We start from the raw sequence: 13,455 nt of genomic DNA, 5'->3' as shown, positions 1-13,455 counted from the left end.
CGCGCCACCGACGAGTACGCCGAGCTCTTGCCCGAGGGCGTGGCCACCCCCGGCCATCACCTCTACACCGCGCGGACCGGCGACCAGGAGATCGGCATGATCTGGTTCGCCGAACGAACCCACGGCGCCGACCGGGTCGCCTACCTCTACGACATCAAGGTCGAGACAGACCTGCGTGGCCAGGGGCATGGTGAAGCACTCATGCGGGCGATGGAGCGCGAAGTCCGCTCCGTCGGTCTGAAAACCGTGCGGCTGCAGGTGTTCGGCAACAACTCGGTCGCCCGATCGCTTTACCGGAAGCTCGGCTACATCGAGACCAACGTCGTCATGGCCAAGGTTCTCGACCAACAAACGCAGGCACGCACGCCGCTACGGTGATCCCCGCGTCGCAAGAGGAGAACGCGAGTTGATCACGACGACCATCAGCTCGCTCGTCGGCAGTAGCGGACGTTCGATCGCCGATGCCGCGATGCCGGGCAACAGCCTTCAGCCAGGGCGGAGAAGTGTGTGATGCGCGTCGAGTCCTTCCGGGGTGAAGGCGATGCCGGTGACGGCCTCACCCAGCGCGAGCAGCCACACGGCGGTGTTGCCCGCTGGTGCTGGAAGGGACGTTGTGTGGGAAGCCAGGGATGCCGGGACGTCGCCTTGGCCCGGCCGGATCACGGCGACGTCGTGCCCGGGTTGGGCGTAGTAGGCCAGCTTGTTGCCGCGCGTCTCCCAGCCGACGTTGAGCACGGTCGTGTGCGAACGAAGGGCGTCGACGATCTCGTGCGCGAACGGGCTCCGGTTGAACGCGATCGCGATCGTCCAGTCGCCTTCGCGCCGCAGCGCGACCTGTGGTGTGTCGGTGAGGGATACCGGTCCCGCGCCGACCGCGATGCCGCCGAACGCCGCCGCGACCGTGTCGAGTGGGACACCGCGTGCGTAGGTGATGGAGGCCGCGAGACCGAGCCAGTGATCGGCGATCCACGCATGGCGTTCCAGCGGGCCACCGGTACCGGCGCGGGCGCCGTCCGCGCCGGACGGTGCCGGCGGGTTTCCCACCAGGTCCAGGAAACCGGCGAGCATCGGGGCCGGATCCAGGCAGTCGAGTTGCTTGGCGAGTTTCGCCGCGTCGATCGTCTTGAACGCGGCAGTGAGCGGGTTCGGCGCGGTTTCCAGCGCGCGTACGGCGTCCAGGGCGAGGAGCCGGAGGCGGTCGGCATCCGGTGCGTAGCCGCCGTAGCGGCTCGCGCCTGCCTCGTAGCGGGCCATCCGGACCAGCTCGTCGAACTCGATCCCGCCGCCGGGGACCCCGGTCAGCCCGGCTGCGGCGACCACTTCGTCGACGGCGGCACGGGCGACTGTCAGCAGCGGCTCGTCCTCGGCGCGATGCAGCGCGGCGGCGAGCACCGGGTGCTGGTACTCCAGCGGTTCGAATCCCGGTGTCACCGGGTGCACGTCCTCGAGGTGTTCGGCGATCGGCGCGACGAGGACGTCGCCGGACAGCCAGTCTTCGGTGAACGGCTGCCCGGTCAGCCGGGCGGCGAGCAGGAGCAGGCCCGTCCGCCAATGACCTGCCTCCCAGTCGATCTCCGCGAGCAGCGGCGCCAGGCAGTCGGGGTCCTCGCCGTTCTTCCACGAGTGGGCGCCCGCTTCGAACGCCGTCTTGATGCGGCCGTCGACGGCGTAGCTGAACCTGGTCAGTGCGTTGATGTTCCAGAAGGTGCTCACCGTCTCGCCCAGCCGTGACACCCGGCGCAGGACCTCGGGCCGCGAGCCTTGGAAACCGTTGACTTCGATCGCGACGACGTACTCGCCCCGGCGGCACACTGCGATCGCGTACGCTTCTTCGAGGTCGTTCCCCGCTTCGGCGAATGGGATGGTCCGGGCCTCGCGCGCAATTCCGCCGAAGCCGCGCACCACGGCGTCGACGTCCGCCGTCTTCACCATGGTCACGCAGGCGGCTTCACCCAGTGCGCTCGTCGACAGCCAGTCGAAATCATCCCCCGTCACCACTCCTTTGTAGCGGCCTGGACGCGGAGTTGCGAGGCGGCACGGCATGAGCGGAGGTTCGCCGTGGGAGAGTGCTTGTCATGACAACCGGGCCGACACCGAGGCGTGAAGTCCACCTCGAGACGGATCGCGTGCTGCTCAGGCCTTGGTGCCGCCTCATCGCCGGATCGATGCGGAGGGGCACCCCACGGTCGCGGAGCTCGAGGACGTAATCCGCGCCGAAGGTGACGTCATCGGCTACTGGGGCCGGGGAAACGCGACCGAGGCCTCGATGGCGATCCTGGACTGGGCCGGAGCCCGCGGGTACGCACGGCTGTGGGCCACCGTCTGGGATTGGAACACCGCTTCCCGTCGTGTGCTGACTGACCTGAGCGCGTGTCGGCTGCTACATCGGGAAGACCGCCCGGAAGGCACCCGAAATCGGCTCGAGGTCCGCGACGAGGCAGTCGAGCTCCTCAGGACTCAAAGCGTTGTATGGCGCCTCCGCGAGCCGGTCGGTCAGCGCTTCGACTCGCTCCTTCGTGGCCCGGCCCTCAGCGGTCAACCAACCGTCGGCCCCGACGAGACCGCGGGCCTTCATCCCGTCGATGACCGCGGTCAACTGCGCGGCCGGGAGGTGCCAGACGCGGCCGAAATCCTTCGCCGGCATCCCGACGGACAAGGCGTGGAGCACGTGCGCTTCCGTCCCGCCGACACCCTCGGCCACCAACGCGACGGTGTGGCCGTCGCCGCGGTGCTCGCGCAGCAAGGTTGCCGCGTGCCACAGCCGGGCCAGCGGCTCCTGCGGCACCGGGACCGCCCGCAAGGCGGCGTACAGGGGGCGTCCCTCGAAAGGCGCGCTGGTCGCCGCCTTCAGCAGGAGGTCGGCGGTGCGGGCGACGCCCGGGTCGGCGGCGCGTTCGCCGAGGATCCGGCGCATGCCCGCGACGCAGCCCCGCTCGCGGGCGGCCAATGCCTCCTGGGGGGTGGTTATCTCCCAGACCCGCGGGATGTGGCGGGCCACCTCGCCCGGGGCGAAGTTGTAGAAGACGGCGTGGACCACCTCGGCGGGCACCGTCGGGCCGAACGGCGCGGCGCGGCCGGCGAAGTAGGCGTCCCACGGGTTGCGCAGGCCCAGCGCCATCAGGGCGTCGTCCGACTCGTCGGCGAAATAGGGCGTCAGGCCGATGGGCTCGACCAGGTCGTACATGCGGCGGGCGACGGGTTCCGGGTGCGACATCTCATCCCCTGTGGGTTCCGGCGGCGCTCCCTCGTGGTGGCCGCTCACCTCCTCCACGAACGGCACCCGGCCGATCCGACAGCAGCCGGCCGAGCAGTTCTTCCACGGCTCGCGCGTGGTGGCTCTTGAGCTCGGTGTAGATGTCCAACGCCCGGTTCGCGTGGTTCCGGCTCGCGACGCGGTCGCCGAGAACGTGCTGGAGCCGGGCGATTCCGTGGTGCGCGTGCGCCTGTTCGAGGGGCAGGCCGATTTCGCGGGCGAGCCCGAGCACCTGCCGGAACCGCTCGAGGGCGCGGTGCGGGTCGGGGTCGGCCGCCGCCATCCGGTTCAGGATCTCCACTTCGAGGCCGCGGTCGCCGGCGAGCTGGGCGAGCTCCAACGCGCGGGTGTAGCAGTCGTGCGCGTCGTCGTGGTCGCCCTGTGCCCGGTGCAGGTCGGCGAGGCTGGTCAACGTGACCCCGCCGAGTCCCGCGGACTTCAGCTCCTCCGCGATGGCGATGCTGCTGCGCAGGTGAGCGATCGCGTCGTCGTGGCGGCCGAGCTTGCGGTAGCAGTCACCCAGGTTGTTGAGAGCGATTCCGTAGGTGGACCGGCCCGCCAGGAGACGGCTGGCGTCGAGAGCGCGGGTGAAGTGCGCCAGTGCCGTCTCCCGGTCACCTCGGTCGTCGTGGATGAACCCGAGGTTGGTGTTGGCCGCGTAGTCGACGAGCGGGTCGCCGTGGGAGTGGTCGAGAGCCCGGCGCAGGTCGCGGAGCGCCTCGTCGGGCCGGCCGAGGCGGATGAGCGCGAACCCGCGGCTGCAGAGTGCGTGGGCCTGGTTGACGGAGCCGGGGGCCGCCGCGTCTCGGGCCGCGGTGTGCAACGCCAAGGCGTCCCGGTAATGGCTGCCGTTGTCGAGGTACCGGTACAGCGTCGTGGACAGGTGCGTGACCGCCTTCGCCTGGCCGAGGGCGGCCGCGTGCCGGGCCGCGGCGACCAGGTTCTCGCGCTCGGCGTCGAGCCAGGCGAGGGCGGCGTGGACGTCGGGCAACACCACCGCGGGACCGGTGGGGGAGGGGATCGGTGGCCGGCGGTGCCGCTCGCCCGGCGAAAACCGTTCCGCGGCCACGGAAGCCACGTAGCAGTAGTGGTCGAACAGGCGGGCCGGCGCGTCCCGCCGCTCGGCTTCCGTCGTGGGGGTGTGCGCGAGTTCGGTGGCGTAGAGGCGGGTGAGGTCGTGCATGCGGTAGCGGCCCGGACGGTGTTGCTCGACCAGGCTGGCCGTCTCGAGGACGGTGAGAGCGCTGCGGGCGGCCGCGAGGGGCAACCCGGTGAGCGCGGCGACCGCCGGCAGCGCGATGTCCGGTCCGGGCGCGAGGCCGAGCAGCCGGAACGCGGTCGCGGCCCCCGGGTCGAGCACCCGGGTGGAGGCGGAGAACACCGTGCGGAGGTTCCACGGCAGCTCACCGGTGTCGAGCGCATCCAGCCGTTCGGCGGGCACGCGCAGTTCGGCGGAGAACGTGGCGAGCGGGAAGTCCGGGCGGGTTGCGGCCCGGGCGGCGACGATGCGCAAGGCCAGGGGCAGGCCCGCGCAGTGTTCGAGCAGTTCGTCCGCGGCGCGCGGGTCGGCGGCCACCCGGGTCTCGCCGACGTGACGGACGAGGAGCTCGCGCGCTTCCTCGGCGGCGAGGACGTCCAGCGGCAGCGCTCGCGCGCCGTGCGTGGCCAGCAGGCCGCCCATCCGGTGCCGGCTGGTGATCAGCACCGTGCCGGCAGACCCGCCGGGCAGCAGGGGAGTGACCTGCGGGGTGTCGCGGGCGTTGTCGAGCACGACGAGCATGCGCCGGTCGGCGACCAGGCTCCGGTACAACGCGGCCCGGGCGTCGACGTCCGCCGGGATCGTCGCGGACGGCACGCCGAGCGCGGTCAGGAATCCGTGCAGCGCCGCCTCGGCCGGCACGACGTCCGCGGCCGGGTCGAAGCCGCGCAGGTTCACGAACAGCTGGCCGTCCGGGAACTCGGAGAGGTGCTCGTAGGCCCACCGCAGCGCCAGCCCGGTCTTCCCGACCCCGCCGCCACCCGACAGCACCCACGTCACCGCGGTCGATCCGGGCCGGTCGAGCGCGGCGAGTTCGCGTGCGCGGCCGACGAAAGCGGCCGGAGCGGCGGGCAGCTGACGGGGCGTGACCCGCGGCGACGCCGGCCGTGCTTCGGCGGGGACGTCGAGTTCGTGAGCCGCGGCCAGGATCTGCCGGTGCAGCTGCCGCAGAGGACCGCCGGGGTCGGTGCCCAGCTCGTCGGCCAGCCGCAGCCGGACGTCCTGGTAGTGCGCCAGGGCCTCGGACCGGCGGCCGCCGCGGTAGAGCGCGAGCATCAGCTGTCCGGCCGCTCGTTCGTCGAGCGGGTCCCGGTCCGCCTGCGCGGCCAGCGCCGGGACCAGGCCGGCGTGGTGCCCGAGCCGCAGCGCGAGGTCGTGACGATCCAGTTCCGCGGCCCTTCGCAGCTGCCGCAACCGGTCCCGCAGCGCGCACATCCAGGGCGTGTCCACGACCGCCATCGGCTCGCCGCGCCAAGCGTCGAGAGCGGCGGTGAACAGTTCCAGGGCACGGCCGGTCTCACCGCAGCCCCGCGCCACGGCGAGGTCGTGTTCGAACCGGTGCAGGTCCACGGTCAGCGGATCGGCGGTCAGCACGTAGCCGCCGGGCTGCCTGTCGATGGCCACGTCCCCGGCGGGCGCCAGGATGCCGCGTAGCCGCGACACATAGCCGTACAACGCTTCCCGGGGGCGACGCGGCAGGCGTTCACCCCAGACGCGGTCGGCGAGCTCGTCGGCGGACACCGGCCGGCCGAGGTCGGCGAGCAACGCCACCAGCACCGCCCGCTGCCGGGCGAACCCGGCGCCCACCGGCTGCCCGTCGACGCGGAGCTCGAGACCGCGCAGCAGCCGGAACTCCACCGGCATGGCGCCCCCTCCGCGCACTCGTCAGATGGCTTGGACCTGCGACTTCAAGGTTTCTCACCAGACTCCCACACAGAGCGGGGCGTGACCATCGGACGCCACGACGAGAGGGGATCCGATGATCGGACTGCTGGAGATCGAAGCCGCCGCCCGGCTCGCCGCCGAACGCGAGCGGGAAAGCGCGGAACGCCGAACCGAAGACGAGCACCCCGCCGGCGATTGAGACGTCCGTCCCGTTGCTCAATCCGGCGTTTCATGGCTTGCGCGTGCGGAGTGGCTTGCCGTCGGCGCTGTGACCTGCGGTAAGTCACCTTCCGCGGCGGCGAAAGCCGACCCTTCGGCTTTTCTGTTGCGCTAACCACAATTTCGTGTCTTCCCCAGCGCGTGGATAGCTTCGCATTCATGGAATGGAGCTTTCACACCGCCGAAGAACTCATTGCCGCATTGCGCGCCGGGGCGGTCACCTCGGCGGAACTGACCGATGAGGCGATCGCCCGCATCGAGCGCGAAGACAAGGTGATCAACGCGATCTGCGTGCCCGACTTCGACCGCGCACGCGCCGCCGCCCGCCGTGCCGACCAAGCCCGCGCGCGGGGCGAAAACCGGCCGCTGCTCGGCGTGCCGGTGACGGTCAAGGAGTCCTACGACATCGCCGGGCTGCCCACGACCTGGGGCATGCCCCCGTACCGCGACCACGTGCCGGCCGAGGACGCGGTCCAGGTGTCGCGGCTCAAGGCGGCGGGCGCGGTGGTGCTCGGCAAGACCAACGTCCCGCTGGGGCTGCAGGACATCCAGAGTTTCAACGACATCTACGGCACCACCGTCAACCCGTGGGACCACGCGCGCACGTCGGGCGGATCCTCCGGTGGGTCGGCGGCGGCGTTGGCCTCCGGGTTCGGCGCGCTGTCCATCGGCTCCGACATCGCCGGCTCGCTGCGCACCCCCGCGCACTTCTGCGGCGTCTACGCGCACAAGCCGACGCTCGGGCTCGCGGCCAACCGCGGCATGGTCGCACCGTCCGAGCCGGCGTTGCCGGTCGACCTCGACCTCGCCGTCGTCGGTCCGATGGCGCGCACCGCCCGCGATCTCGCGCTCCTGCTCGACGTGATGGCCGGACCGGACCCGCTGACGCGCGGCGTGGCCCACCGGCTGGCGCTGCCGCCCGCCCGCCACGAGCGGCTCGGCGACTTCCGGGTGCTCGTCATCGAGGAGCACCCGCTCATCGCGACCGGGGCCGCCGTGCGGGCGGGGGTGAACCGGGTGGCCGACGCGCTCGTCGAGGGCGGCGCCCGCGTCGCACGGCACAGTTCGCTGCTGCCCGATCCGGCCGGAGCCGCGACGCTCTACATGCAGTTGCTGATTTCCGGTTCGGTGGCACGTTTTCCCATCGACTCGCTCGGCCGGCCGAGCGCGGACGACGAGAGTCTCGACGCCGTGCGGCTGCGCGCCATGGCGTTCAGCCACCGCGAATGGGTGGAGGCGGACCACCGCCGCGAGGTCCACCGCCACGGCTGGCGGCAGCTGTTCGCCGAGTTCGACGCCGTGGTGTGCCCGGTCACGCCGACGCCCGCGTTCCCGCACGACCACCGCCCGAATCCGATGGAACGGCGCATCGACATCGACGGCGCCGAGTACCCGTACTTCGACCAGCTCGTCTGGGCCGGCTTGGCCACCATGCCCGGTCTGCCCGCCACCGCCGTACCCGCGGGCCGGTCCCCGGAAGGCCTGCCGGTCGGGGTGCAGCTCATCGGTCCGATGTCCGAGGACCGCACCCCGCTGAGGCTGGCGGAACTGCTCGAGCGGCAGATCGGCGGCTTCCGGGCACCGAAGTAGGACAGGCGTTGTCGAGAAGCGGGATATTCGACAATTTCGATTGCTGGTCCGATTCGGTGAATTCGGCTGCGTGAAGCCCTGATCGTCTTGCATTCACAAACCCGGCTTAACGCTGAGTGAGCCTTTACGGCGAGTGGAGCAGCGCGGGTAGGCCATAGGCTAAAAGAGTGACGCGGATCACTCCTGTAGGTGTTGATCGCCCCCATTGTGAGCGGGCAGTCATTTTCTCTACAGTGTCCCGCGTGACTCTCGGGAATGAGTCACTCACTCCCTCCCACCGGTTCGGTTCACGAGCCGTTACTTTTTCCAAGGAGCAGTCCTTGCTTGCAAACGCCATGAGCAGTGGCCGGGGTCGTACTCGTCGCGCCGTGCTCGGGCTCGCCCTCACCGTCGCAGCCGCCACGGCCCTGACCGGCTGCAGTGCGCTCGGCTCGGACAACCCCGGCACCTCGTCCAGCGGGGGCGGCCTGGAGAAGACGAAGATCAAGGTCGCGATCCTGCCCACCGTCGACACCGTCCCGCTGTGGCTCGCCCAGGACAGCGGCTACTTCAAGGACGAAGGTCTCGAGGTCGAGGCTGTCGTGGCCGCGAGCGGCCAGGCGGCGATGACGAAGGCGATTTCCGGCGAAGCCGACATCGCGATCTCGAGCTACATGCCTTTCTTCGTCGCGAAGAACACGGGCTCGGCCGATCTGGAGCTCGTCGCGGACGCGACTTCGATCAGCCCGAAGTCGATCGCGATCGTCACGGTGCCGAACTCGCCGGTCAAGACGGTCAACGACCTCGCCAACCGCAAGATCGCGATGACGGCCCGGAACACGGCCAGTGACCTGCTGGTCAAGTCCATCATGAAGGACCACGGCCTCGACCCGGCGAAGGTGAACTGGGCCCAGATCCCGTTCCCGAACGTCGCGGCGGCGCTGCAGCAGGGCCAGGTCGACGCGGCTCTGCTGCCCGAGCCGTTCATTTCGCAGGCCGCCAAGGCCGCCGGCGCGATTCCGCTGATCGACGTCAACACCGGCGCCACGCAGGACTTCCCGCTTTCGGGCTACGGCGCGAACCGGAAGTGGGTGCAGGCGAACCCGAAGACCCTCGCCGCGTTCCAGCGCGCGCTGCAGCGGGCGACCAGCGAGACGAACAAGGACCGGTCGAAGATCGAGCCGCTGCTGGTCAAGTACGCCAAGATCGACGAGGACACCGCCAAGCTGCTCACCCTGCCCAGCTTCGGCGTCAAGCTGGATCCCCGGCGCCTCCAGCGGGTGCCCGACCTGATGCTCCAGATGGGCGCGATCACGTCCTCTGTGGACGCCGCGTCGATGATCGCCCCGCAGGCGACCAGCTGACGTAGCGGAAACGCTCCTCGACCGGGCCGGTCCGGTCGGCGACCTCGCGGTCGCCGGCCAGGCCGGCCCGGACGCGTTTCCGGGTCAGTACAGCGACTTTTCCGACGAGGTGACGCGGACGTGCACCAACGTCGGGCGCGGGTCGGCCAAGGCGGCGGTCAAGCCCGGGACCAGGCCGGCGGGCTCGGTGATCGTCACGCCCTGGCAGCCCATGCTCGACGCCAGCGCCGCGAAGTCGATGCCGCCCAGCTCGGTGCCGGGGAGCTTGCCGCCGCCGATCGAGTCGCCGAAGATGCGGACCGCCGCGTACTCCGTGTTGTCGAGGATCAGGATGGTCACCGGGAGTTCCTGCCGCGCGGCCGTCCACAGTGCCTGGATGCCGTACATGCTGGACCCGTCGCCGACGACGCCGACGACCTTGCGGTCCGGCCGGGCGAGCGCCGCGCCGACCGCGCCCGGGACGCCGTAGCCGAGCGTGCCGCTGGCGACCGTCAGGAAACCCGTGTCGGTGCTCTTGATCGGCAGGTGGTCGTGCAGGACGCCGCGGTGGCTGGGCGCCTCCTCGACGACGATCGCGTTGTCCGGCAGCAGATCCGCGAGTGTCGAGTAGACGAATCCGCCGGTCAGCGTTTCCCCGCTTGGCTTTTCGGGCCGGTCGAGCGGTGCCGGCGCGGGCCGCTCGCTTTGGCCGACCGCGTCGAGCAGGGCGCGGATGCCGAGCTTCGGCGTCGCGCGGATGCCGGTGCCTTCGAAGGCGCGGGCGAGGATCTGCTCGTCGTCGTTGACGATGAACAGCGGTGGCAGCGGAGCTTCGCCGCGTCCGCGGTCGACGTGGTAGGTGAAGGCGGGCGCCCCGAGCGCGAGCACGAGGTCGTGGGCCGTGAGCCGGTCGGAGACCGCACCGCGCTCGGGTTCGAGAAAGCCTTGGAAGAGCGGGTGATTCTCCGGGAAGGAGCAGCGCGAGGACATCGGCGCGACGTACACGCCGGCGTTGAGGCGTTCGGCGAGGGTGACGGTTTCCTCGACGGCGGCGTCCTGATCGACCGCGCTCCCGACGACGATCGCCGGTCGCTCGCTCGCTTCCAGGGCGGCGACGAGCTCGTCGATCGCTTCGGGGTCGGGCGCGTAACCGCGGATGCGTGGCCGGGAAATGATCGGGCGTTCGGTGGTGGCGGTCCAGTCGTCGGCGGGAACCGAGACGAAGACGGGACCGGACGGCGCCTGCGTCGCGACGTGGTAGGCCCGGGCGAGTGCGGCCGGGACGTCCTCGGCGGTGGCGGGCTCGATGGACCACTTGACGTAGGGCTTGGGGAAGTCGGGCGCGTCGATGGCGCCGAGGAAGGGGTCGTGGGGCAGGAGGTTCCGCGTCTGCTGCCCGGCGACGATGATCAGGGGGGTGCGGTTGCGGTAGGCGGTGTAGAGGCTGCCGAGCCCGTGGCCGACGCCGCCGGCGGAATGGAGGTTGACGAGGACGGCTTGGCGCGTGGCCTGGGAGTAGGCGTCGGCCATCGCCACGACGGCGGACTCCTGCAGGCCGAGGATGTAGTCGAAGTCGTCCGGCCAGTCGGTGAGGAAGGGGACTTCCGTGGTGCCGGGGTTGCCGAAGACTGTGGTGAGGCCGAGTTCGCGGAGGAGTTCGCGGGTGGCGTCCAAGACCGTGCGCTTGTTCATGGCGACAGACTAATGCTTAGTCTTGCGAAGGAAATCCCCCAAAAGGCCGCCCCGCCGACGATGGTGCACTCGAGTACCCGGCCACAGTGGACAGAGCGGAAAGCGCTCCTTCTCCGTGGCGACGGCGGACGCGGAAGCCAGCGTCGCCGCGGCCAGGCTTCCCCAAAGGACGGCCGGGCCGCGGGCGGCGAGCGCGGTGATGGCCGCGGGGGAGACGGCGAGACCGAAGCCCGTGGAGAGCTGGAAGCGAGCGAGGGCGCGCCCCAGGACGTGGGCCGGGGCGAGGGTCGTGACCAGCGCCGTGGCGCTGCCGGCGTAGATGATCTCGCCGAAGGTGCAGACCACCGACACCACGGCGACGGCCGGGGCACCCCACGAGGTGGCCGCGAGGAAGCCGAGGTAGGACGCGGCGAGCACCGCGCCGCCGAGCGCCAGCGCCGTCCGCCGGGCGAAGCGGGCCATCAGGACCGTGACCGGCACCTGCAGGGTGACCACCAGCACCGTGTTCGCGACGAAGATCGCCGCCGGCCACACCGGGGACGCGTGCAGCTGGGTCACCAGGACCAGCGGGAGCGCGATTTCGGGGACGTTGAGGCAGAAGACGTAGACCACGTTGGCGGCCAGCAGCGTGCGCAGCCGGGGTGCGGGCGCGTCGGCGTCAACCGGGGTGGCTGCCGGCTGCGCGCGAAGGCGCACCGACCACGCCAAAGCCGCAGCGACGAGATAAGCGAGCCCGGTGATGATGGCCGACGCGCGCAACGCCGTCGTGCCGCCCGCCAGGCACGCGGTGGCGAGGAGCCCGCCGGCACCCAGGCCGGCGTTGCGCAGGGCGCGGCCTCCCGCGAGCGCGGCGTCGCGTTCCCGCCCGTGGGCGACGGTGGCCACCAGTGCCGCATGGGCGGCCGGCCACGCCTGGTTGCCGATGCCGAGGAAGAGCGCCGCCGTCGCGAACAGCCCGGCGTGACCCGCGGGCGTCGCGAGCAGCACCGCGACACCCAGGACCCGCACCAGCATCGACGCCGCCACGGCCGTGCTGCGTGCGCCCCGGTCCAGCCAGCGGCCCACCGCCGGCATGCACGCCAGGCCGACGACGACCCCGGCCGTCATCGCGATGCCGGTGGCCGACGCGGACAGCCCCAGCACCGTCACCCCGTAGAGCAGCAGGAACGGCCGCAGCAGGCCGGTGCCGAGCGCGTCCACGACCAGCGCGACGGCGTAGCGGGGGCCGCCGGAAGCCCGGACGAGGGCGTGCGGCCGGATCTTGGTCGTCATGCGTCCACGGTGCGTCCGGCCGGTCGGGTCGCCGCGTCGATTGACGAACACCGTCAACCGGCGTGGTCGCCGGCGGGCCGACCGGCGAGAATGCGGGAATGACGCTGCGGATCGACATCGGCGGCCTGCCGGCCGGGCGGCTGAGGTTCGCGGTCTCCCCGCTGGCCGAGCTGACGGCGATGCTGCACGTCCTCGCCGAGCCCGGGCACCACCCGCAGCTCGCCGGCTGGGCGGCGGACGTCTGGGCCGGGCTGCGGCCGGAGCCGGCCGAGCGGCTCCGGGAGGCGGAGTTCCTCTGGCGGTCCTCGCGAGCCGACTTCCTGGTGCCCGCCCGGCCGCGGGCGACGCTCGCCGAGGAACTGGACGATGTGGACCGGATCGACGACGAAACCTACGTGACCGCCGCGCTCATCACGACGTGCGGCAGCAACCGGGTCCACTTCGGAGCGCCGTCCCCGCTCGCCGACGCGACGGCCCGCGAGCGCGCCCTGGACCTCGCCCAGGCTCGCGGCGCGCTCCAAGAGGCCTTCGCGGAACGGCTGCTCGCCGACCCGGCAGCCGTGCGGGCGCGGGTGCGGGACACGCTCGAACAGTGCGCCGAGGCCTTCTTCGACGCAGCCTGGACGGGCGTCGCCGGGCAACTCGCCGCCGACCTGCGCCGGAAGAACGACCTGCGGAACCGCCAGGGCACCGGCGCGGCGCTCGCGTCGATCTCCAGCGCCGTCACCTTGTCGCCGGACGGCGAGTGCATTGTCGTGGACAAGCTGCAGGACAACGCGACCACGGCTCGCGGCACCGGCGTCACGTTCCTCCCGAGCGTCTTCGGGCACCCGCACCTGGTGGCGGTGCACGCGCCCGGGTGGCAGCCGGTGGTGCAGTACCCGATCGCCGGGTCGGAGCCGGTCTCGCTGGAGACGGTGACGTCCCGGCTGGAGGCGCTGGCACACCCGGTCCGGCTGCGGCTGCTGCGCACCCTGGCCCGCGGCCCGCACACGACCGGCGAGCTGGCCCACGCGTGGGCGCTTTCGCCGCCGGAGGTTTCCCGCCACTTGGCTGTGCTGCGCCGCGCGGGCTTGCTGACGGCCCGGCGGCAGGGCCGGTACGTCCGGTACACCGTCAACCTGCCTGATCTGACGGCGCTGGGCTCCGACCTGGTGGCGGCCGTGCTGCGTTGAGTAACTCCG

General features: G+C 71.6%; 9 protein-coding genes. 4 read left to right on the top strand and 5 right to left on the bottom strand.

Annotation, left to right across the window (positions count from 1 at the left end; translation table 11 throughout):
* On the top strand, positions 1-378 hold a 378-nt coding region (locus ABFJ78_RS45590), incomplete at its 5' end, for a GNAT family N-acetyltransferase (RefSeq protein WP_436393686.1).
* Positions 379-486: 108 nt separating this feature from the next.
* Here the strand turns inward: ABFJ78_RS45590 and ABFJ78_RS45585 are convergent.
* The 3 genes from ABFJ78_RS45585 to ABFJ78_RS45575 all read right to left on the bottom strand — a co-directional run bounded on the left by ABFJ78_RS45585 (position 487) and on the right by ABFJ78_RS45575 (position 6,155).
* Entirely contained in the window at positions 487-1,995 is a 1,509-nt protein-coding gene (locus ABFJ78_RS45585) for a DUF6461 domain-containing protein (RefSeq protein WP_436393685.1), read from the bottom strand.
* Positions 1,996-2,380: 385 nt separating this feature from the next.
* The gene (locus ABFJ78_RS45580; protein WP_436393684.1) at positions 2,381-3,214 is read right to left on the bottom strand and encodes a MarR family winged helix-turn-helix transcriptional regulator; all 834 of its coding nucleotides are present in this window, start codon (positions 3,212-3,214) and stop codon (positions 2,381-2,383) included.
* Position 3,215: 1 nt separating this feature from the next.
* Positions 3,216-6,155 carry a BTAD domain-containing putative transcriptional regulator gene (locus tag ABFJ78_RS45575; protein WP_436393683.1) on the bottom strand — a complete coding sequence of 980 codons (2,940 nt, stop codon included), beginning with the start codon at positions 6,153-6,155 and terminating at the stop codon, positions 3,216-3,218.
* A 399-nt stretch (positions 6,156-6,554) separates the two neighbouring features.
* Here ABFJ78_RS45575 and ABFJ78_RS45570 point away from each other — a divergent pair, with 399 nt between their 5' ends.
* A complete protein-coding gene (locus ABFJ78_RS45570) occupies positions 6,555-7,985 on the top strand; it encodes an amidase (protein WP_436393682.1) in 1,431 nt (476 codons plus the stop codon).
* A 335-nt stretch (positions 7,986-8,320) separates the two neighbouring features.
* Positions 8,321-9,328 carry an ABC transporter substrate-binding protein gene (locus ABFJ78_RS45565; RefSeq protein ID WP_436393799.1) on the top strand — a complete coding sequence of 336 codons (1,008 nt, stop codon included), beginning with the start codon at positions 8,321-8,323 and terminating at the stop codon, positions 9,326-9,328.
* Positions 9,329-9,412: 84 nt separating this feature from the next.
* Here the strand turns inward: ABFJ78_RS45565 and mdlC are convergent, their stop codons facing one another.
* Together mdlC and ABFJ78_RS45555 are read right to left on the bottom strand one after the other, a co-directional pair.
* Positions 9,413-10,999 carry a benzoylformate decarboxylase gene (gene mdlC, locus ABFJ78_RS45560; protein ID WP_436393681.1) on the bottom strand — a complete coding sequence of 529 codons (1,587 nt, stop codon included), beginning with the start codon at positions 10,997-10,999 and terminating at the stop codon, positions 9,413-9,415.
* 9 nt (positions 11,000-11,008) lie between these two features.
* Positions 11,009-12,271 (bottom strand): MFS transporter, encoded by a 1,263-nt coding sequence (locus tag ABFJ78_RS45555; protein WP_436393680.1) that lies wholly within the window; start codon positions 12,269-12,271, stop codon positions 11,009-11,011.
* A gap of 98 nt (positions 12,272-12,369) precedes the next feature.
* Between ABFJ78_RS45555 and ABFJ78_RS45550 the strand changes: the two genes are divergently transcribed.
* Positions 12,370-13,446 carry a DUF5937 family protein gene (locus ABFJ78_RS45550; RefSeq protein ID WP_436393679.1) on the top strand — a complete coding sequence of 359 codons (1,077 nt, stop codon included), beginning with the start codon at positions 12,370-12,372 and terminating at the stop codon, positions 13,444-13,446.
* Positions 13,447-13,455 lie beyond the last annotated feature (9 nt).

It is taken from the genome of Amycolatopsis sp. MEPSY49, assembly GCF_051337345.1.
Taxonomy (GTDB): domain Bacteria; phylum Actinomycetota; class Actinomycetes; order Mycobacteriales; family Pseudonocardiaceae; genus Amycolatopsis.
The sequence above is the reverse complement of the archived record's forward strand: the minus strand, read 5'-3'. Positions and strand labels throughout refer to the sequence as shown.